This window comes from Edaphobacter acidisoli, assembly GCF_014642855.1.
Lineage (GTDB): Bacteria > Acidobacteriota > Terriglobia > Terriglobales > Acidobacteriaceae > Edaphobacter > Edaphobacter acidisoli.
In genome coordinates this window covers 1,460,528-1,480,259 of sequence record NZ_BMJB01000001.1, presented here as the reverse complement: position 1 = coordinate 1,480,259, position 19,732 = coordinate 1,460,528, and the positions used below count along the sequence as shown (strand labels likewise).

Genomic DNA, 19,732 nt, shown 5'->3' with positions numbered 1-19,732 from the left:
CCAAACTCGTGTCACGAGCGGTCTAAAGATAGGTAGGAAGAAACGAGAACAGGAGTATTATCAAACCGTGCCGAAGTATTCGATTGTTGTCCCTTTCCATAACGAAGAGGAGAATGTCACCACGCTCTATGACCGGCTGAAGGCCGTGATGGAACACGTGGGTGAGAGCTTCGAGCTGGTGCTGGTGGATGACGGATCGCGTGACCGGACGTATCGGCTGTTGGAAGAGATTGCGGCGGTGGATTCGCGGGTGCTGGTGATCAAGCTGCGGCGGAACTTCGGGCAGACGTCGGCGCTGGCCGCGGGTTTTGATCATGCGCAGGGGGAGTTCATCCTGGCGATGGATGGCGACCTGCAGCACGATCCGGATGAGATTCCGAACTTTCTGGCGAAGCTCGAAGAGGGCTACGACGTGGTGAGCGGATGGCGGGCGCAGCGCGGTGACAACTTCATCATGCGGCGTATTCCTTCGCGCGTTGCGAACTGGATGATGGCGTACTTCAGCGGCGTGAACATTCATGACTTTGGCACGACGTTCAAGGCTTATCGGCGCGAGGTCATCCAGAATATTCCGCTGTATGGCGAGATGCACCGGTTTATTCCGGCGCTGGCGAGCTGGTATGGCGCGAGCATCTGCGAGATTCCGATTTCGAATCCGGCGCGTGAGTTTGGCAAGAGCCACTATGGGATTTCGCGTACGTTCCGGGTCTTCTTCGACCTGCTGACGATTCGCTTTTTGCTGCGCTACATGACGCGGCCGCTGCACTTCTTTGGGACGATCGGTGCGCTTGGTATGACAGCGGGTTCGGGGCTCGCGGTGTGGCTGCTGGTGCTGAAGATCCTGACGGGCCAGCACATTATGGATGTTCATGGCCCCATCTTCGTGATTGCTGGAATTTTGATTCTGGCGGGCATTCAGATGATGGGGATCGGGCTGCTTGGTGAGTTGCAGGTGCGGCACTTCTTTACGGCCTCGCACCGCGCTCCGTATGCGGTGGACCGGATTTTGCGGTTGCGGTCTGAAGAGAGCTTGCTTCAATAAAAATAATTGACCACGGATTGTGCGGATTTGAAACAACAAATCCGCAACTTCAGCACAGTCCGTGGTCTTTATCTGCGAAATGAGCGCTACGTCTTTTGCCTGGTCTGCTTTGCTAATTCCTTCTGAAACATCTCTTCGTGTTGGGCGACATAGGTTTTGTAGCCCTCGGGGTCGATGAAGGGGTTGGGTGCTCCGGGCTTCATGCGCGGGAGTTTTTCCTGTAGATCGAAGTAGCTGCCGTGTGCGCCGAGGAAGATGTCGCAGGGTAGCGATTTGAGCACGCGGAAGGTCTTCTCGTAGTCTTGTGCGATCTGCGGATACTGCTTGTTGTTGACGAGCTTGTAGCCGGGGTTGATGTTCGGGCTTCCGATGATGACGACGTTGTAGGTCTTGCCGGATTCGGTGACTTTCATGGTCCAGGTGGTGCAGCCTTTGGTGTGGCCGGGGGTGAGATGCGCGACGAGAACGGTGCCGCCGAGACGCACCTGGCTGCCGTCGTGAAGGATGCGATCAACTTTTGTGGGTGGGAAGTGCATGTCGGCGGAGTGGGCGTAGGCAAAGTCGTTGCGGCCACCGGATTCGATGACGGGAACGTCGGCGTCCATGACCATGTACTGCGCGCCGGTGAGTTTTTTGATGGCAGAGCTGCCGGCGGCATGGTCTATGTGCGCGTGGCTGATGAGCAGGATTTTGATGTCGCTGAAGTGGAAGCCTAGCTCTTCGACGCTCTTGCGTATCTGCGGAACGGAGCGCTCGAAGTTGCTGTTAATGAGGATGTCGCCTTGCGGCGTGGTGATCAGGTAGGAGGCGAGATCGCGGCTTCCGACGTAGTAGAGGTTTCCGGCGATGTGGAAGGGCTTTTGTGGGGCGTACCAGTCGGGGTTGTTTTGTGCGGCGGCTCCGCTGGTAAAGAGGAGTGTGGTGCAGGCGAGGATGAGGGCGCGAAAGAGCATGAATCAGCGTAATGCTGGGTGATGTGAATTTGGTGTGGAAGGATGCGTTACTGATGAGGTGCGGTTACTGATTGGTGGATGGAGCGGAGTGGATGGCTTTCTCTTCCTGCTGCGTCTGCTCATCGGTCTCCTGCTCGGCTTCTTTTGAGGCTTTGTCGAAGGCGGAGACGTCGAGTTGCTTCTGTTCGTCGTCGGCTTCGACGAGTGGTTGGGTAAGATCGCGCAGATGCGAGGCAAATTGCTGGATACAGGCGATCTGCTCCGCGGGGTATGGGTGTCCAGCGAGGCTGGTTTCCTTTTCCAGCAAGGATTCGAGTCTCCGGGCCTCGCTGAGGCCGAAGGGGACGGCGCGGAAGGACTTTTGATCGCGCAGATCGAGTACGTCTTCGTGCAGGCCTGGCTCGTCGACGATGATGCCTTTGCTGGCGTTGTCGTAAGGCTGGGTTGCGCAGGCGGAGATGACGGAGATTCCTGCGCCGGCGATCTTCTTTGCGGAGGCTTGTGGTGTGTCGACGCGGCCTGCTTCGATGGCTGCGTCGGAGAGCTGGATATGGTGCAGGTGCGAGTGGCAGCCTGCTGTTACTGCCAGACAGGCAATCGCCAGAGAAGCGATGAGATAGGATTTTGAGTCAGCCATTCTATTTTTATCCATCGATTTCTGTTTGCTCTCAAGCGTTTCAGCCGTTGCCGGTGAGGGTCTCGGTGACGGAGCTATTCTAGTTCTGTCTTTTTAGGCATAGCAAAAAATCTTCAGGTAAAGTGTTGAAGGCGTAACGGAGATGCAACGGGTGAGGCTGTTTTTTTTTGCCCACTTCGAGTGAGTGTTCAAAGAAAGATTTTTAAAGGAAGGCAATTGATGCAGGCAATTCAGATGCTTACGACCGGACCGGCAGATGTGCTGACGATGCAGGAACTGCCGATGCCCACGCTTGGCGCGGGTGAGGCGCTTGTTCGCATTGAGGCCGCGGGCGTGAACTTTATTGACACATACTTTCGTGAGGGGCGGTATCCGGCGCGGCTGCCCTACACGCTGGGGCAGGAGGCTGCTGGTGTTGTCACCGCAGTGGGCGCGGGCGTGACGAGCGTGAAGGCGGGCGACCGTGTTGCATGGTGCGGAGTTCCGGGAACGTATGCTCAGTTTGCAGTTGCTCCGGCTGCGCGGCTGGTCAATATTCCGGACGGTGTGACGGCGGTGCAGGCTGCGGCTGTGATGCTGCAGGGGATGACGGCGCATTATCTTTCGCACTCGGCTTATGCGATACGCAGTGGGGATGAGGTGCTGATTCATGCCGGGGCTGGAGGCACGGGGCTGTTGCTGATTCAGATGGCGAAGGCGCGTGGCGCTCGTGTGTTTACGACGGTTTCGACCGACGAGAAGGCCGCGCTGGTGCGCGATGCCGGGGCCGATGAGGTGATTCTGTATACGCGCGAGGACTTTGCCGCGAAGGTGAAGAAGTTGGCGTCGGGACCGGGACTTCATGCAGTGTATGACTCTGTAGGGAAGACAACGTTTGACAAGTCGCTGGAGGTGCTGCGACCGCGTGGCACGATGGTGCTGTTTGGAGGGTCGAGCGGCGCGGTGCCTCCGTTTGATCTGATAAGGCTGTCGCTGATGGGATCGCTTTACATTACGAGGCCGACACTGAAGGACTACATTGCCACGCGCGAGGACCTGGAGGCGCGGGCGGGTGATGTGTTTCGTGGAGTGGCGGATGGAAGCCTGAAGCTGCGGATTGAGCATACGTATCCGCTGGCGGAGGCTGCGCAGGCGCATCGGGAACTTGAGTCGCGCAGGACGACTGGCAAGCTGATTCTGATTCCCTGAGCGCGAGAGCGTGCGGCCGCCGGTATGATGGAAGTACCGATGCTCTTTGCCTTCCGCACACTGTCTTTGCGCATGCCGCGTGGGTTGGCCACGTTGCTGGCTGCGCTGTTTATTGTGACGGCGGCGGCGCGCGCGGTGATCGTTCGCGGAGTGGTGACGGACCCGCTTGGCGCGGTTGTGTCCGGAGCGCAGGTGAGGCTGATTCAGGGGACACTGGCGGTTGCGATTGGGGTTTCGGGTGCGGATGGGAGCTATGAGATTCGCACCGCCGACACGGGCCGCTTTGTGCTGCTGACGGCAGCTACGACTTTCTCGCCAAATATCAGCCCGGATTTTTATGGTGGGCGGACGGATGTGGTTACGCGGAATGTTGTGCTGGAAGCGGCTTCGGTGACGGAGCAGGTGACGGTGACGACGACGGGCATCTCGACGCCGATTCAGCAGGCCAGCTCTGCGGTGACGCTGATTCCGATGAAAGACCTGGCGACGCAGGTAGGGATTGTGAATGATCTGCGGCAGTCGCCGGGGAACGTTGTGGTGCAGACGGGACAGTATGGCGGGGTGGCTTCGCTGTTTGTGCGCGGCGGAAACTCGGATGCGAACAAGGTGCTGATTGATGGCGTTCCGGCTGAGGATACGGGCGGGGTCTTTGATTTTGGGACGGTGTCGACTACGGGGCTGAGCGGGCTGGAGCTTTATCGCGGGCCGAACTCGGCGCTGTATGGGTCGGATGCGGCGGCTTCGGTGGTGAACCTGGTGACGCCGCGTGGCAGCTCGCTGCGGCCGGTGGTGAACTATTCGGGCGATGCGGGGAACTTTCGCACGTATCGCAATGAGGCTGTGGTTTCGGGAGCGCACTCGCGGCTGGATTATTATGCGGGCTTCAGCAGGTTCGACACTTCGAACACGGTGGCGAACGATCAGTATCACTCGGCGACCAGTGTGGCGAACATCGGGTACAACATTACGACGAATACGCAGGCCCGGTTTACGCTGAGGAATGCGGATTCGGCGACGGGGCTGCCGGGAGCGATTGGATTTTATGGGATTGCGGCTTCGGGCAAGCAGAGTGATCAGGACATCTACTCGGGGCTGACGCTGGAGAATCTTGCTGCGGGGAAGTGGCACAACCTGGTCCGCTATGGCATTGCGCGGAAGCGTGAGCAGGTGCAGCAGTTTGCTCCGGTGGGTGAGCCGGTGACGAGCGTGTTCGGCGGCGTCAGCTATACGACTTACTACGGCAACACGGTGACGATTCGCGGGGCCAATGGTTATAGCGCTACGGGACAGGCGGCGTTCTTCTCTCCTTCGGAAGATACGGTTGCCAATCGGGATGAGCTTTACTACCAGTCTGATTATGCGTTTCCTCATCGCATGACTGCGTTGTTTGGGTTTCGCTATGAGGATGAGCGTGGAAGGTTTGTCGATCCGGCGGCATTTGAGGATGAGAAGATCGATCGCCCGAACTTTGAGTACACGCTGCAATTTCAGGGTGACGTGAAGAACCGCGTCTTCTACTCGCTGGGCGGCGCGGTGGAGAAGAACCATCTGTATGGCATTGCCGGGACGCCTCGCATTGGGCTGGCTTATGTGCCGGTGCGGCCGAGTATGCGGAAGTTTCATGGCACGCGGTTGCGCGCGAGCTTCGCTACTGGCGTGCAGGAGCCATCGCTGGCGGCGGAGTTTTCGAGCTTGTACACGGAACTCGTTCAGAGTGGAAATCAGGATGCGATTGCGGCGTATCACGTGACGCCGATTAGTGAGGAACGCTCGCGCACGTGGGACCTGGGAGTGGACCAGAACATTCTTGGGCAGAAGCTGATTGTGAAGGCCGGCTATTTTCATAACCAGTTCAGCCACCAGATTGAGGTTGCGGATTCGACGAGCCTGACGAAGTATTTTGGGATTCCGCCGAGTATTGCCAATCAGCTTTATGGAGCGGCGCTGAACTCGCTGGCTTTTCGCGCGCAGGGAGCGGAGCTTGAGGCGCAGTATCAGCCGTTCACGCATGTCTTCATGCGCGGAGGCTACACGTATCTTGCGCCGATTGTGCTGCAGTCGTTTGCCAGCGATGCGGTGGCGGCAAACAATGGCACGCCGACGACGAATCCGAATATTCCGGGAGTTGCGATTGGGGCGCTGTCACCGCTTGTCGGGAGCCGTCCCTTCAGGCGGCCTCCGCAGACGGGGTTCTTTGCGGTGGAGTACATGCGCACGCGGTTTGCTGCTGCGATCAAAGGCTCGCTTGCCAGTCGTAGTGACGATTCGACGTTTCAGCTTTATAACGACTTCAATGGCGGGAACACGTTGCTGCTGCCGAATCGCAATCTCGACGCTGGCTTTGCCAAGCTGGATGCGAACCTGCTCTTTACGGTCACGAGACACGCTACGGTGTATGCGCAGCTGGACAATCTGCTCAGCCAGCAGCATATTGGGCCGATTGGTTATCCTGGTTTGCCGTTTACGGTTCGAGCGGGATTGAAGATCCGGTTTGGCGGCATGTGAGGCGTACCTCGCAAATACCGCGACATTCTGCACGATTTCAACGTCTAACAGGCTGAAGGGAGCAAAATGACTCGTTACTTCCTCGCACTTACTCTTTCTATTTTGGCCACGGGTGCGGTGCAGGCCCAGGAGGGCCCTACACCGACACAAACGATCATTCAGGTGGATTCGAAGGCGCCTGTTCTTCCTACAACCAGCAACGTGATGTTGAAGGTGAATGACCGCGCTACGCCGCTGACGAGTATCTCGCTTGTCAAGCCTGGCGGAGCGCAGGTGGCGCTGCTGATTGATGATGGATTGAGGTTGGGTGTGGGGCGCAATCTGGATGAGTTGCGCAGCTTTCTGATGGGGTTGCCATCGGGCACGGAGGTGATGGTTGGGTATATGCGGTATGGCGGAGTGACGGTTGCGCAGAACTTTACAACCGATCATGCAGCGGCTGCGAATGCTCTGCGCCTGCCACAAGGCACAGCGGGCGTGAACGCCAGTCCGTACTTCTGCCTCTCGAGCTTTGTGAAGAGTTGGCCCTCAGGGAGCGAGCGCCAGGTCGATCTGCAACAGACATCGCGGCCTGAAGCGAAGGCGCGTTTCGTGTTGATGATTACGAATGGTGTTGATCCGTATAACGGCAGTACGAGCATGGCCAATCAGGACAGCCCATATGTCTCGGCTGCTATCACCGATGCGCAGCGCGCCGGTGTGCCGGTGTACTCGATCTACTATTCGGATGCGGGATGGCGGGGCGGCCGCAGCAGCTTCAGCGGCCAGAGCTATCTTCAGCAGGTAGCCGATGCGACGGGCGGCACGTCCTTCTATCAAGGGAGTCTCAGCCCCGTCTCGCTGACGCCATTTCTCGATCAGTTCAAGAAAGCGGTGTCGGAGTCGTATGTTGCCACATTTACGGCGTCGGGCAATAAGGACCTTGTCCGGATCAATGTGAAGACGAACCTTGCCAAGACGAAGCTGCGCGCGCCGCAACTGGTGCGTCCGGGAAATACCGTTTCGGCGACAGCGGAGTAAGTTCAGGCCACGTCTACGCCTGCGGCGTGATAGATGGCTTTGATGTAGCGCATGTCGCGGAGGCCCTCTTCGCCGGGGCTCGACGGCGTGCGGTTGTTCAGGATGCACTCGGACATGTGGTCGGCTTCGCGGGCGAATTGCTTCGGGTCGCGCTCGGGGTTGATCTCGTCAATCTTCACGAGCGGACTTCCTGGCGTCTTCCAGTAATTTGCCTGCAGGCGTAGGCCGTCGTAGTTGTACGCAGGGTTCATGCCGAGCCAGCCTTTTGTGCCAAAGACTTTGAAGTAGCCGGGCATCTGCGTCCCATAGGTGCTGCTGCCGGTGGCGAGGATGCCTGAGGGAAACTTCATCGTCCATGAGACATTCTCTTCGACTTCGTTGAAGCGGCCATCGTGGTCGAGCGTTGACGTTATGCCGGTGAAGCTTGCGGGCTCTTCGCCGGTGAGATAACGGCACGCGTTTACGACGTAGATGCCTACGTCGAAGAGTGAGCCTCCGCCGCCGTATTTTTTGGTGAGGCGCCACTCGCCTTGAGGAGAGTTGAAGCCGAAGGCGCCGTTGATGGTTTGCACCTCGCCGATGTCGCCGTTGCGGATCATCTGGATGGCCTTCAGATTGAAGGGTTCGTAGTGCAGGCGGTAGGCGATCATCAGCTTCACGTTTGCGGATTTGCAGGCGGCGATCATGGCTTCGGCATCGGCTACGGTGGTGGACATGGGCTTTTCGCAGAGGACGTGCTTGCCTGCTTTGGCGGAGCGAATGGTGTACTCGGCGTGCATGTTGTTGGGCAGGGCGACGTAGACGGCGTCGATCTGCTTGTTGTCGATCATGCGGTCCATGTCTTCGTAGTTGTAGATGGAGTCTTTCGGCACGCCGTATTGCGCGGCGAAGCGCTCGGCTTTGTCTCGATGGCCGCTGACGAAGCCTGTGATCTTTGAGTGGGAGCTCTCCTGCACGCCGCGGAGGAAGTGGTCGGCGATTCTGCCGATGCCGATGACGCAGTAGCCGATTTTGCGGCTGCTGGTTTGGCCGAATCCTTCGGGCAGCATACGGGACGCCAGACCCATTGCACCCAGCTTTGAAAAGTCACGACGCGACAGATTCATGGTGTCCTCTTTCGATGCGGCGATGTTGTTCTAAATCGATTCAGAGGAATCGTAATCTGTTTTTGAGTTTGTGTATATCTTCAATGCTGCTGGTAGCGTTTGAGTACTTCGTCGAGGGTTACGACGCCTTCGAGTGACCCGCGCTGGGCACGGTTGGTGATGGGCAGGAGCGGCCAGCGTTCGAAGTATGGGAGGACGCTGTCGAGTGGCAGGTCGGGGAAGAGCAGCGGGGTGCGCTCTGTGCCGAAGCGCTCGCCTAAGGAGTGGCCAGCGGAGGGGTGCTCGTCTTTGCCTGCGGGGTTGGCGAAGATGGCTGCCAGCTCTTCGCTCTTTGCGGTGTACCAGGTGCCGTTGGTATAGCGGATGAGCGCGATGGGTATGTTTTTGAGGCCACCATACTGAGCGAGTTCGCGTGATGCGTCGTCCAATGTCCATGCGGCGTGAAGCACGGGCACGGCTACCGGGTGCATCGCGTCTTCGATGTGCAGATTGCTTTCTTCGCGCTGCTCTTCCATGGATGGGAGATAGAGGCCGTCCTGGTTGGTCATGAGTTCGAAGATGGGGACTGGTTGCAGGCTGCGGGCGATGAGGTATGCCAGCGTGTTCGCGAGGATTACAGGGATGACAATGGAATAGTTGCCGCTGACTTCGAGCACCATGAAGACGGATGTGAGTGGAGCGCGCAGGAATGCCGCGAAGAGCACGCCCATTCCTACGAGCGCGTAGGAGCCGAGCGAGCCGGTGAGGTGAGGGAAGTAGAGTTTTTCGAATGCGCCTACAGATGCGCCGAGCATCGCGCCGACGAAGAGTGTGGGGGCGAACATGCCTCCTGGTGTGCCGCTGGAGAAAGAGACTGTTGTAGCAATGAGCTTGAAGATGGCGAGAATCAGAAGCATCTTCCAGGCGAACTGCGAGTGCATGGCCTGGTCGATTGCTTCGTATCCTGCGCCCATGACCTGTGGCAGGCCGAAGTAGCCGATGCCGCCTACGATCAGGCCCGCTGCGGCTGGTTGTAGCAATTGCGACCATGTGGGTTGCTTGCGAAGCCATGGGCGCAGATAGCCGAGCGCCTTCGAGAAGATCAGGGCGAAGATGCCGCCGACGACGCCGAGCACTGCGTAGGCAAGCAGCTCGCGCGGGTCGCGCAAGTTGACGGGCGGGATGCGGAACATCGGCTCCGAGCCCCAGAACCAGCGGGCGACGACGACGCTGGACACAGCGGAGAGCACGATGGAGCCGAGGACGGCGGCGCTCCACTGGCCGATGACTTCTTCGATGACGAAGAGGATTGCAGAGATGGGAGCGTTGAATGCAGCAGCGAGGCCGGCTGCCGCACCGATCGGGGCGAAGATGCGGAGCTTCGCTTTTGACATGCCGACGCGGCGGCTGATGAGTGAGGCTACGCCTGCGCCGATTTGCAGCGATGGGTCTTCGGGGCCGAGGGAGTGGCCGCTGCCGATCGCGAGCGCTGAGAGGAGGAATTTGCCGATGACGGTGCGCGAGGAGATGTATCCGTTGTGGATGTAGAGCGCGGCTTTGGTCTGGTTGATGCCGCTGCCGCGCACGTTAGGAAAGACGTAGCGAGTAAGCAACGCGATGATGATTCCGGCGAGCGCGGGCACAATCAGGAGACGATGTTGCCCGGGGCCGGGCGAGGAGCCGAGCAGCAGTACGCGCAGCCACTCGATGGCCATGCGGAATGCGACGACGAGCAGGCCGGAGATGACGCCGATGAAGATAGAGAGCAGCAGGAACAGGCGCTCTTCACGGTCGGGCGCGATCTTCGCCGCTTCAAGCGGATCAGACCACACTGAGCGTGGCGGCTTTATTTCGTTTGCTGCGGGCTCTATGTCCATGACGTCGCTTTCTTCACTCCTGGATTATTCCTCCTGTGCGTTGGGAGACTGCGCGAGCAACAGCAGCAGCGCGTCGTCTCCGGTGGGCGCGCCGCAGACCTGGTTGGTTTGGACCTCGGTATCGAAGATGAGTTTGAGGGTAGCGTCTGCGGCGTCGGGATCGTTGAGCAGCGCTTTGCCGGTTGCGCTTGGCAGATCGCCTGTCCAGGCGGAGCTGAGCACCTGCAGCGAGGAGGGCGACTGGCCGGATTGCGCAACCTGGAGGCTGCAGGCCGCGAACCGCTTCTGTGCAATTTTGCGAGCGACCAGGATGCGGGCTATGCGGTCGCGCTCCTTCAACCTTTTTGAAGGTACGAGCTCGACTCCACGTTGGGAGTTTTGAAGCAGCCCGGGCAGGTCGTCGGGCTTCTTCGTGCCTTTGTGTGCGTCGTACTCGGCGTCGGCACGGTCGAGCAGGCGGCGCGCGTCGAGAAACATGCCGTTTGCATACATCAGGCGTCCGGCGGCCATGAGGGCATCCGCATTTCTCGGCTGGGCTGCGATTACCTTTTCGAAGGATGTGAGCGCGTTTCCCGGATCGCCTGCCTGGGCCAACATTCCGGCCAGCTTCATCTCGAATGAGGGGTCGCTGGGATTGTTGCCTGCTGCGATGAGGAGCTCCGATCGCGCTGCGTTGTCCTGCTTCTGGTCGAGCAGATACTGGGCCAGTTCGAGGCGCACATCGCGCCTGCGCTCTACGCCGTTGCCTTCCCATGTGCCGTAGATTGATGCGCGGTAGTATTTGATTGCGTCGGCGCGGTTGCCTCGTTTGGCTTCGAGCCGTGCGAGCCAGAGGTTGATCTGGCCGTCGCCTGGCTGCGTGGTCCACAGGCCGAGGAAGTAGTTGTAGGACTCTTCGGTGTGGCCGGCTTTGTCCAATGCCTGCGCGAGCAGTAGCTGGTAATTGCGATTGCCTGGCGAATACGTAAGAGCCGTTCGCAGCGCGCCGATGGCCTGGATGGGATGGCCGTCAGACAATGCGCGGGCTCCGCGGCCAGACCAGCGCTTTGCCAGCTCGTCACGGTGGGACTCGAAGGAGCGAAACAGAAAGAGCGTAACGACAAACAGCACCACTGTCACGGCGGACAACACGGCAATAGCCAGAGTGTCGTGGACAATCAATCTCCGTTTTTCGGTGACCAAACTGGCGGTTTCCACATTCATCGCAAACGCAGAGAGTACGCCAAGCTATCGTGCCTGCATCAGCGCCTGATTTCAGTCTAGGCCACGTGGATGGCCGCGCCAAATGAGATACAGAGGTTGCGGCGTGACATGCACCAAAAAGGAAAACCCCGAAGCACGCATGGCCTTCGGGGTTTGTTTTATTTTGCAGCGATGGTTTAGTACATGCCGTCCATGCCGCCGCCGTGGTTGTGGCCGCCTGCGGGGGCTTCCTTCTTCTCGGGGATCTCCGAGATCATCGCTTCGGTGGTCAGCATCAAGCCAGCGATCGAGGCTGCGTTCTGCAGTGCAGTGCGCGTGACCTTAGTTGGGTCGATGACGCCGGCCTTCACCAGGTCCTCGTAGGCGCCCGTTCCGGCGTTGTAGCCGAAGTTGTGCTCCTTCGATTCGTGGATCTTGCCGATGACGACTGCGCCCTCTTCGCCTGCGTTCGAGACGATCATGCGCAGAGGCTCCTCGATGGCGCGGCGGATGATCGAAGCACCGATCTTCTCGTCGCCTTCGAGACCCTTGATGACCTCATCGACAGCCTTCGTCGTGCGTACCAGGGCAACACCGCCGCCGGGGACGATGCCTTCCTCGACCGCAGCGCGGGTGGCGTGCATGGCGTCTTCGACGCGGGCCTTCTTCTCCTTCATCTCGGTCTCGGTGGCTGCACCGACCTTGATGACGGCAACGCCGCCGACCAGCTTGGCGAGGCGCTCCTGGAGCTTCTCGCGGTCGTAGTCGGAGGTGGTCTTGTCGATCTGCGAACGGATCTCCTTGACGCGGCCTGCGATGTCGCTATCGTTTCCGCCGCCGTCGACGATGGTGGTGTTGTCCTTGTCGATGGTGACGCGCTTGGCGGTGCCGAGGTCCTCGATCTTGACGCTCTCCAGCTTGATGCCGAGGTCTTCGGTGATGGCCTTGCCGCCGGTCAGGACTGCGATGTCCTGCAGCATGGCCTTGCGGCGGTCGCCGAAGCCAGGGGCCTTGACGGCAGCGACGTTGAGGGTGCCGCGCAGCTTGTTGACGACCAGGGTCGCCAGCGCTTCGCCGTCCACGTCCTCAGCGATGATGACGAGTGGCTTGGCGGTGCGGGCGATCTGCTCGAGCAGGGGGAGCAGGTCCTTCATCGTCGAGATCTTCTTCTCGTAGATGAGGATGTAGGGGTTCTCGAGGGCCGCTTCCATGCGCTCTGCATCGGTGACGAAGTAGGGCGAGAGGTAGCCGCGGTCGAACTGCATGCCTTCGACGACCTCAAGTTGCGTCTCCATGGTGCGCGACTCTTCGACGGTGATGACGCCGTCTTTGCCGACCTTCTTCATCGCTTCGGCGATGATGGTGCCGATCTGCGAGTCCGAGTTGGCCGAGATGGTGCCGACCTGCGCGATCATGTCGCCGGAAACGGGCTTGGACAGCTTCGAGAGTGCGCCGCCGACGGGAACGCCGTTCTCGTCGCGCTTGCCGATGATGGCCTCGACGGCCTTGTCGATGCCGCGCTTGAGCGCCATCGGGTTTGCGCCGGCGGCAACGGTCTTGACGCCTTCGCGGTAGATGGCCTGGGCCAGAACGGTCGCGGTGGTGGTGCCGTCACCGGCGACGTCGGAGGTCTTCGAGGCGACCTCGCGGACCATCTGGGCGCCCATGTTCTCAAGCGCGTTGCCGAGCTCGATCTCCTTGGCGACGGTGACGCCGTCCTTGGTGATGGTGGGAGAGCCGAATTTCTTCTCGATGACGACGTTGCGGCCCTTGGGGCCGAGCGTCACCTTGACTGCGTCCGCGAGCGTGTTGACGCCACGCAGGATCGCCTGACGTGAATCTTCTCCGTGCAGAATCTGTTTTGCCATGTTGCTGCTCCTGTATTGGTCAGCGACCAATCAAAATGTTTTGAGTGAGGCGCCCGAAGCGCCGATTAGGCGGCGTGGCCGCGGTGTACGGCATGAAGTGGCTACTTCTTCAGGATGCCGAGGACTTCTTCTTCGCGCATGATGAGGAACTCCTCGCCGTCGAGCTTGATCTCGGTGCCGGAGTACTTGCCGAAGAGGATGCTGTCGCCAGCCTTGACGTCGAGCGGGAACACCTTGCCTTCGTCGTTCGACTTGCCCTTGCCGACGGAGATCACTTCGCCCTGCTGGGGCTTCTCTTTGGCTGAGTCGGGGATGATGATTCCGCCACGGACGGTCTCGCTCTCTTCCACGCGGCGAACCAGAATGCGGTCGTGCAGCGGTGTAAACGATGTTTTCGACATTGCTTTACATCTCCTTGGTGCTGATTTGTGCGAACAGGGAAGCCCTGTCGCGTTCGAACGGCGCGGGCGGGGATTTCTCCCGGTAACCCCGCGAAGATCAATGAGATCGGCTTACGCCGAAGCTGTATTGGGAACTCCTGGCCAAGCGCCTTAGCACTCATGCCTTCCGATTGCTAAAGATAGGGCACCGAGACGATACCTGTCAAGGCATTCCCGGTAAAATATGAGTGAAAGTCGCGCATATTTTTAGTGCCTGCGTGTTGGCGGGTGTCGTTTAGTCGAAGAAGTGTACTTTGGTGAGGATAACGTATTTTTTTCTAGTGGCTTACAGAGTCACTGGTGTCAACCCTTGAAGCTGCTTTCTTTCTTGTGGGTGGGGTCCGATGACCCCCTTACCGAGTCGTACTCTATTTTTGATGCTGGTAAAGATCCTGGGCATGGTTGCGGTTGCGACATAGCTCCATGCTGCGTCGTAGAATGTCGTCATGCCGTTACGTCGTTCGCTTGGTTTCTCGCTCGCCTTCACCTTCTGCCTGCTGACAGTTGCTTCGTCCGCTTCGTTCAGTCAGGAGCAGCACTATCGTGGCCGTAAGTACAAGGCTCCGCCACCTACGGCGCATATAGAGGTTGAGGTGTTGAGGAAGGATAACGGTAAGCCACTTATGAATGCCGCCGTAGTCTTCAATCCCTTTGATCAGAAGGGCAAAGACCTGGGCAACCTGGAAGTGAAGACTGGACCGGATGGCAAGGCGGTAATCGACATTATTCCTGTGGGCAGCACGGTGGATGTACAGGTTATCGCTACGGGCTTTTCGACCTTCGCGCAGCAGTATGAAGTCGATTCGGCGACTAAGGATATTTCGGTTTCGATGATTCGTCCGCGTGCGCAGGTTTCGGCCTATCAGAATAACGAGGACAAGGCTTCCGAGAGAAAACCTGGCGTGCAGGAGCCTGATTGGCCGAACCTGAAGACCAATGCCACTTCACAGACCAATACTGCGCCGCCTGCGTCGGGTTCCACTCCACCTCCGTCCGGCTCGTCCTCGTCAGGTTCGTCGCAGAACTCGAACTCTTCCAACTCGAACACGAAGTAGTAGCGCGTTCTATACCTATCTATGGATCAAGCAAAGCCACTCAAGGGGAAGACCGCGCTTGTGACGGGCGCTGCGCGACGCATTGGACGCGCCATTGCTATGGCGTTGGCGGAGAACGGTGCCGATGTGGCGATTACGTATCTGTCTTCGCAGGGTGAGGCTGAGCAGACGGTGCGTGATCTTGCAGCGCTTGGCGTGGAGGCGATGGCGGTGCGCACCGATCTCCGTGATCCGGTGAGCATCGAGGAGTCGGTAGCTGAGGTGGTCGAGGAGCTTGGGCGGCTGGATATTCTCGTCAATAATGCCGGCGTGTTTGAGTCTGCGGCGTTGGAGGATATCTCAGTCGCGCAGTGGGATGCGATGTTCTCGACCAATACGCGCGCGCCGTTTCTGGTGGCGCAGGCGGCGCATCCGCATCTTCGCTCGGCGCAGGGACGCATCATCAATATCGGCTCGCTGGGCGGGCTGCATCCGTGGGCGACGCATGGGCACTACTGTACGTCGAAGGCTGCGCTGCATATGCTTTCGAAGACGATGGCCAAGGCGTGGGCTCCGGAGATCAGTGTGAACTGCATTGCTCCGGGCATGATTGTGCAGGGCGAAGTGGATGAGGCGTATGCGCACTTTGCGCGGAAGACTCCGATGCAGCGCAATGGCACCGCGGATGATGTGGCTGCTGCTGCCGTCTTCTTTGCTACAGCGCCGCACTTCATTACCGGCCAGTTGCTGGCGGTGGATGGTGGGTTGGGGCTCTAGTTCATTTTTCGGGTGGGCAATACAAAATAACTGACGTGGTGTGCTCGGTCAGGATTTCTTTGGCTTGTCGAAGTCCATGCCGAAGAGTGTGCGCTCGACGACCATGCAGAAGATGTGTTCGAGGGCCAGGTGGGATTCCTGGATATTCATCGTGACTTTGGATGGGATGACAACGATGTGATCGCAGAGCTCGCGCATGCGTCCGCCGTCGCCGCCGGTGAAGCCGATGGTGGTGATGTTCTGCTTGCGGGCTTGTTCGAGGGCGCAGAGGATGTTGGGCGAGTTGCCGGAGGTGGAGATGCCGAGGAAGACATCGCCGGGCTGGCCGAGGGCTTCGATCTGGCGGGAGAAGATGCGGTCGAAGCCGTAGTCGTTGCCGCAGGCGGTGAGGATGGAGGTGTCGGTGGTGAGGGCGACGGCGCGCAAGGCTGGGCGGTTGACGGTGAGGCGGACGGCGAACTCGGCGACGAGGTGCTGGGCGTCGGCGGCGGAGCCTCCGTTGCCGGCGACGAGGAGCTTGTGGCCGGATTGCATGGCGTGCGCGGTGAGCTCGCCGATGGCGACGATGGTGTCGGCGATGTGGCCGTCGGCGAGCACGGCTTGCATGGTGGCGATGGACTGGGCGATCTGCTTCTGGACGAGCTGCTTCATCGGGTCTCCGCTTTGGCTATCGCAAGGGTACGGGATGCGTTGGTGGAATGTCGAAGGTGTGGTGTTGAGTGGGTTGGTTCGGGTGGTTGTACCATGAAAGCGGTTTCTGAATAATTTCTAAATGCTGGAGGAGTGGTGAGGAGATTTCTGTGCGGGCTGGCGGTTGCAGTGTTGGGTTCGGGTTTGGTGATGGGGCAGCAGGCGCAGAAGCCCTGGTCGACGACGCTGGGCAAGACGGTTCTGCTGTGGCCGAATGGCGCGCCGGGAGCGAAGGGTAATGACGATGCCGACAAGCCTTCGCTGACAATCTATCTGCCGAAGGGCGAGAACGCGACGAAGACGGGGGTGGTGGTCGCGCCGGGCGGAGGATATGCGCATCTGGCGATGGGGAAAGAGGGCGAGGCTTATGCGCTGTGGCTGAATCAGCACGGCGTGGCGGCGTTTGTGCTGAAGTATCGGCTGGGGCCGGTGTATCACTATCCGGTGGAGTTGGAGGATGCGCAGCGGGCGATGCGCTACGTGCGGGCACATGCCGCGGAGTATGGTGTCGATCCCGGCCGCATTGGAATGTGGGGTTCGTCGGCGGGTGGGCATCTGACGGCGACTGCGGGAACGAAGTCTGGTCCGGGAAACACTGACGCTGCGGACCCCGTGGACCGCGTGGACAGCAGGCCGGACTTTCTGATTCTGGCGTATCCGGTGATTACGCTGGAGGCTCCGTATGCTCATGTGGGGTCGAGGGAATATTTGTTGGGCGATACTCCTGACCCGGTGATGGTGGCCTGGCTCTCAGCAGAGACGCAGGTAACGAAGGACACGCCGCCGACGTTTCTGTTTGCGACGACCGATGACAAGACTGTGCCGGTGATGAATAGCGTGATGTTCTATGAGGCGCTGGTGAGGGCAGGAGTTCCGGCGGAGCTGCATCTGTTTCAACATGGTTCGCACGGAGCGGGATTGGCGGCAGCGAATCCGCAGTTGAGTGTGTGGCCGGATCTGCTGATTAAGTGGATGCGGGAGCGTGGGTATGCTGCGTCGACTGATCCGGTGGCGAAATGACGATTCAGGAGTTTGAACATGGCGATGGCCGCTCGCTGAGCGGCCCTTTGCTTGCCCTGTGGTGGGACGCGCGCGGCGATTGGGACAAGGCGCATGAGGTGGCGCAGGATGTGGAGAGCGCGGATGGGGCGTGGGTCCATGCGTATCTGCATCGCAAGGAGGGTGACGTGGGGGATGCGGCGTATTGGTATCGGCAGGCGGGAAGGCCGGCGGCGAGTGGGGATCTGCGCGTGGAGTGGGAGCGGATTGTGGGGGAGATGTTGGGTAGAGGTTAGGGAACTGCGAGGAAGGAGTGGTGTCCCAATTTTGTTGGCAGATGAGCGGATTTCGATAGGGGACTCGATTTCTGCTTTGTATTGCGGGGTGGGTTGTGTACATTTAACGGCATCGGGACATTTTTGATGGTCACGCTCCCACGATGCGGCGGGACTATCGTTTGCGCAGGTTGCCGAGGCAGGCTGAATTTGCGTGAGCGTCCATGACAGGCGGCAACCTTTGCGTCTGGGGTCTACGTTGACCTAATTCCTGGAATGGGTAGTGTGTCTATGAGATTGCGTCGTTCTGTGGTCAGGGCCTTCCTGTGCCTTGTGTTTGCGCTGGTGGTGAGCGCTTCAGTCTTTGGTGGTTCTTACGTGATGGCCCAGTCGCCGGGCAGCCAGGCGACAGTTACCGAACAGAGTCAGGCGGACCGCATTGCGGCCCTTGAAAAAGAAGACGCAGCGAACAAGGCTGCGATTGTGGCGGCACAGCAGGCGGGAGACAACAGCTGGATGCTGGTCTCGGCGGCGCTGGTGCTGATGATGAGCGGGCCGGGGTTGGCCTTGTTCTACGGCGGTTTGGTGAGGAAGAAAAATATTCTGGGGACGATGATGCAGACGTTCGCCATGATGGCCGTGATTACGGTGCTGTGGGGGCTGGTGACGTACTCGCTGGCGTTCGGCTCCGGCAATGCGTTCATCGGCGGGCTGCACAATGTCTTTCTGCGCGGCGTGGGGCTTACGCCTGACCCGTCGTATGCGGCGACGATTCCTCTGCAGACGTTCATGGTGTATCAGTTGATGTTTGCCATCATTACGCCGGCGCTGATTACGGGCGCGTTTGCTGAGCGGATGAAGTTTTCGGCGATGCTGGTGTTTATGGTGCTGTGGGCGATCTTTGTCTATAGCCCGATGGCACACATGGTGTGGGGCAAGGGCGGATTGCTCAATGCCGCGCTCGGCGGGCGGATTCCGTGCCTCGATTTTGCGGGCGGCACGGTGGTGCATGTGACGTCGGGCGTGTCGGCGCTGGTGACGGCGCTGTATCTGGGCAAGCGGATCGGGTTTCCCAAGATACCAATGCCGCCGCACTCGGTGGTGCTGAGCTTTATCGGCGCATGCATGTTGTGGGTGGGCTGGTTCGGGTTCAATGCCGGCTCGGCGCTGTCGGCTGGAACGCTGGCGACTTCGGCGTTTGTGGCGACGCACTTTGGCGCGGCCGCGGCTGCAGTGAGCTGGAGCGCGGCGGAGTGGATTCGCCAGGGCAAGCCTTCGGCGCTGGGAGCGATCTCAGGCGCGGTGGCCGGGCTGGTGGCGATTACGCCTGCTGCCGGGTTTGTGACGCCGATGTCGGCGCTTTGGATTGGGCTGATCGCCGGTGTCTTCTGTTACTTCATGGTGGCGAAGGTGAAGGGCTGGTTCGGCTATGACGACTCGCTCGACGCGTTCGGCGTGCATGGCGCGGGCGGGACGCTGGGCGCGATCCTGACGGGCTTCTTTGCTTCGAGCGCGATCAATCCGATCTTCGGTGCGGGCAAGGCGACGGGGTTCTTTGAAGGCAACTGGATGCAGCCGGTGCATCAGTTGATCGGCGTGGCTATTGCGTGGAGTCTTTCCATTGTGGGTACGCTGATTATTCTGTTCATCGTGGATAAGCTGATTGGCCTTAGAGTGAGCGAAGAGGCCGAGCACGAAGGGCTTGACCTTTCGCAGCACGGTGAAGAGGGCTACGATTGGGCGCACTAGTGTGGTGCGAGACTAAAGAAGAGGATCCGATATGCAGAAGATTGAAGCGGTGATTCAGCCGTCGAAGATGGATGCGGTGAAAGACGCGCTGGTGGATGCGGGCGTTGAGGGGATGACGATCACCGAGGCACGCGGACACGGACGGCAGAAGGGGCATACGGAGTTCTACCGGGGACGGGAGTACTCGGTGGACCTACTGCCGAAGGTGAAGCTCGAGCTGGTAGTTGCCGACCACATGGTGGACAAGGCGATTCAGGCGATCAGTGGAGCGGCGCGGACGGGGTCGATTGGAGACGGAAAGATATTTGTGTCGAAGATCGACGAGGCAATTCGGATTCGTAACGATGAGCGGGGCGAGATCGCGCTGTAGCGATGGGCGCCGCGCCAGGGCAGTGGTGTTTCAGCAAGAAC

The 19,732-nt window shown here is 59.5% G+C and carries 18 protein-coding genes; 10 read left to right on the top strand and 8 right to left on the bottom strand.

What is annotated here, in order from left to right; translation table 11 throughout:
- The first annotated feature begins 67 nt into the window (after window positions 1–67).
- On the top strand, window positions 68–1,042 hold the full coding sequence (locus IEX36_RS06020) for a glycosyltransferase family 2 protein (protein ID WP_188758361.1): 975 nt from the start codon (window positions 68–70) through the stop codon (window positions 1,040–1,042).
- Between the two features lie 86 nt (window positions 1,043–1,128).
- Here IEX36_RS06020 and bla read toward each other — a convergent pair whose 3' ends face one another.
- Window positions 1,129–1,995, bottom strand: a complete 867-nt coding sequence (gene bla, locus IEX36_RS06015) for a subclass B3 metallo-beta-lactamase (protein WP_188758360.1) — start codon at window positions 1,993–1,995, stop codon at window positions 1,129–1,131.
- Window positions 1,996–2,059: 64 nt separating this feature from the next.
- Window positions 2,060–2,632, bottom strand: a complete 573-nt coding sequence (locus IEX36_RS06010; protein ID WP_188758359.1) for a hypothetical protein — start codon at window positions 2,630–2,632, stop codon at window positions 2,060–2,062.
- A gap of 219 nt (window positions 2,633–2,851) precedes the next feature.
- Here IEX36_RS06010 and IEX36_RS06005 point away from each other — a divergent pair, with 219 nt between their 5' ends.
- From IEX36_RS06005 to IEX36_RS05995, 3 genes are all read left to right on the top strand, one after another.
- Window positions 2,852–3,820 carry a quinone oxidoreductase family protein gene (locus IEX36_RS06005; protein WP_188758358.1) on the top strand — a complete coding sequence of 323 codons (969 nt, stop codon included), beginning with the start codon at window positions 2,852–2,854 and terminating at the stop codon, window positions 3,818–3,820.
- Between the two features lie 24 nt (window positions 3,821–3,844).
- A complete protein-coding gene (locus tag IEX36_RS06000; protein ID WP_229668750.1) occupies window positions 3,845–6,325 on the top strand; it encodes a TonB-dependent receptor in 2,481 nt (826 codons plus the stop codon).
- 66 nt (window positions 6,326–6,391) lie between these two features.
- A complete protein-coding gene (locus tag IEX36_RS05995) occupies window positions 6,392–7,345 on the top strand; it encodes a vWA domain-containing protein (protein WP_188758356.1) in 954 nt (317 codons plus the stop codon).
- Between the two features lie 2 nt (window positions 7,346–7,347).
- Here the strand turns inward: IEX36_RS05995 and IEX36_RS05990 are convergent, their stop codons facing one another.
- From IEX36_RS05990 to IEX36_RS05970, 5 genes are all read right to left on the bottom strand, one after another.
- A complete protein-coding gene (locus IEX36_RS05990) occupies window positions 7,348–8,451 on the bottom strand; it encodes a Gfo/Idh/MocA family protein (RefSeq protein ID WP_229668749.1) in 1,104 nt (367 codons plus the stop codon).
- Window positions 8,452–8,531: 80 nt separating this feature from the next.
- Window positions 8,532–10,307: a chloride channel protein gene (locus IEX36_RS05985; RefSeq protein WP_188758355.1), complete on the bottom strand. Its 1,776-nt coding sequence runs from the start codon at window positions 10,305–10,307 to the stop codon at window positions 8,532–8,534.
- A gap of 24 nt (window positions 10,308–10,331) precedes the next feature.
- Window positions 10,332–11,489: a tetratricopeptide repeat protein gene (locus IEX36_RS05980; RefSeq protein WP_229668748.1), complete on the bottom strand. Its 1,158-nt coding sequence runs from the start codon at window positions 11,487–11,489 to the stop codon at window positions 10,332–10,334.
- A gap of 197 nt (window positions 11,490–11,686) precedes the next feature.
- Window positions 11,687–13,357, bottom strand: a complete 1,671-nt coding sequence (gene groL, locus IEX36_RS05975; RefSeq protein WP_188758353.1) for a chaperonin GroEL — start codon at window positions 13,355–13,357, stop codon at window positions 11,687–11,689.
- 101 nt (window positions 13,358–13,458) lie between these two features.
- Complete coding sequence (locus IEX36_RS05970; RefSeq protein ID WP_188758352.1) at window positions 13,459–13,758, bottom strand: co-chaperone GroES; 300 nt, start codon at window positions 13,756–13,758, stop codon at window positions 13,459–13,461.
- A gap of 485 nt (window positions 13,759–14,243) precedes the next feature.
- Between IEX36_RS05970 and IEX36_RS05965 the strand changes: the two genes are divergently transcribed.
- Together IEX36_RS05965 and IEX36_RS05960 are read left to right on the top strand one after the other, a co-directional pair.
- The gene (locus IEX36_RS05965; RefSeq protein WP_188758351.1) at window positions 14,244–14,852 is read left to right on the top strand and encodes a hypothetical protein; all 609 of its coding nucleotides are present in this window, start codon (window positions 14,244–14,246) and stop codon (window positions 14,850–14,852) included.
- Between the two features lie 21 nt (window positions 14,853–14,873).
- The gene (locus tag IEX36_RS05960) at window positions 14,874–15,608 is read left to right on the top strand and encodes an SDR family NAD(P)-dependent oxidoreductase (protein WP_188758350.1); all 735 of its coding nucleotides are present in this window, start codon (window positions 14,874–14,876) and stop codon (window positions 15,606–15,608) included.
- A 48-nt stretch (window positions 15,609–15,656) separates the two neighbouring features.
- On the opposite strand, the gene IEX36_RS05955 is transcribed toward IEX36_RS05960, so the two are convergent.
- Window positions 15,657–16,259 (bottom strand): D-sedoheptulose 7-phosphate isomerase, encoded by a 603-nt coding sequence (locus IEX36_RS05955; protein ID WP_188758349.1) that lies wholly within the window; start codon window positions 16,257–16,259, stop codon window positions 15,657–15,659.
- 135 nt (window positions 16,260–16,394) lie between these two features.
- Between IEX36_RS05955 and IEX36_RS05950 the strand changes: the two genes are divergently transcribed.
- The 4 genes from IEX36_RS05950 (at window position 16,395) to IEX36_RS05935 (ending at window position 19,691) form a co-directional block, all read left to right on the top strand.
- Entirely contained in the window at window positions 16,395–17,318 is a 924-nt protein-coding gene (locus IEX36_RS05950) for an alpha/beta hydrolase (RefSeq protein WP_229668747.1), read from the top strand.
- Entirely contained in the window at window positions 17,315–17,593 is a 279-nt protein-coding gene (locus IEX36_RS05945; RefSeq protein WP_188758348.1) for a hypothetical protein, read from the top strand. Before IEX36_RS05950 ends, IEX36_RS05945 begins: the two co-directional genes overlap by 4 nt.
- A 270-nt stretch (window positions 17,594–17,863) precedes the next feature.
- Complete coding sequence (locus IEX36_RS05940; RefSeq protein ID WP_373283029.1) at window positions 17,864–19,321, top strand: ammonium transporter; 1,458 nt, start codon at window positions 17,864–17,866, stop codon at window positions 19,319–19,321.
- Window positions 19,322–19,352: 31 nt separating this feature from the next.
- Window positions 19,353–19,691 (top strand): P-II family nitrogen regulator, encoded by a 339-nt coding sequence (locus IEX36_RS05935; protein WP_188758347.1) that lies wholly within the window; start codon window positions 19,353–19,355, stop codon window positions 19,689–19,691.
- Window positions 19,692–19,732: the final 41 nt, after the last annotated feature.

Coding starts and splice junctions, on each gene's coding strand:
- bla (WP_188758360.1), bottom strand. CDS start 1,995: ATGCTCTTTCGCGCCCTCATCCTCGCCTGCACCACACTCCTCTTTACC.
- IEX36_RS06010 (WP_188758359.1), bottom strand. CDS start 2,632: ATGGCTGACTCAAAATCCTATCTCATCGCTTCTCTGGCGATTGCCTGT.
- IEX36_RS06005 (WP_188758358.1), top strand. CDS start 2,852: ATGCAGGCAATTCAGATGCTTACGACCGGACCGGCAGATGTGCTGACG.
- IEX36_RS06000 (WP_229668750.1), top strand. CDS start 3,845: ATGATGGAAGTACCGATGCTCTTTGCCTTCCGCACACTGTCTTTGCGC.
- IEX36_RS05995 (WP_188758356.1), top strand. CDS start 6,392: ATGACTCGTTACTTCCTCGCACTTACTCTTTCTATTTTGGCCACGGGT.
- IEX36_RS05990 (WP_229668749.1), bottom strand. CDS start 8,451: ATGAATCTGTCGCGTCGTGACTTTTCAAAGCTGGGTGCAATGGGTCTG.
- IEX36_RS05985 (WP_188758355.1), bottom strand. CDS start 10,307: ATGGACATAGAGCCCGCAGCAAACGAAATAAAGCCGCCACGCTCAGTG.
- groL (WP_188758353.1), bottom strand. CDS start 13,357: ATGGCAAAACAGATTCTGCACGGAGAAGATTCACGTCAGGCGATCCTG.
- IEX36_RS05970 (WP_188758352.1), bottom strand. CDS start 13,758: ATGTCGAAAACATCGTTTACACCGCTGCACGACCGCATTCTGGTTCGC.
- IEX36_RS05965 (WP_188758351.1), top strand. CDS start 14,244: ATGCCGTTACGTCGTTCGCTTGGTTTCTCGCTCGCCTTCACCTTCTGC.
- IEX36_RS05960 (WP_188758350.1), top strand. CDS start 14,874: ATGGATCAAGCAAAGCCACTCAAGGGGAAGACCGCGCTTGTGACGGGC.
- IEX36_RS05955 (WP_188758349.1), bottom strand. CDS start 16,259: ATGAAGCAGCTCGTCCAGAAGCAGATCGCCCAGTCCATCGCCACCATG.
- IEX36_RS05945 (WP_188758348.1), top strand. CDS start 17,315: ATGACGATTCAGGAGTTTGAACATGGCGATGGCCGCTCGCTGAGCGGC.
- IEX36_RS05940 (WP_373283029.1), top strand. CDS start 17,864: ATGAGATTGCGTCGTTCTGTGGTCAGGGCCTTCCTGTGCCTTGTGTTT.
- IEX36_RS05935 (WP_188758347.1), top strand. CDS start 19,353: ATGCAGAAGATTGAAGCGGTGATTCAGCCGTCGAAGATGGATGCGGTG.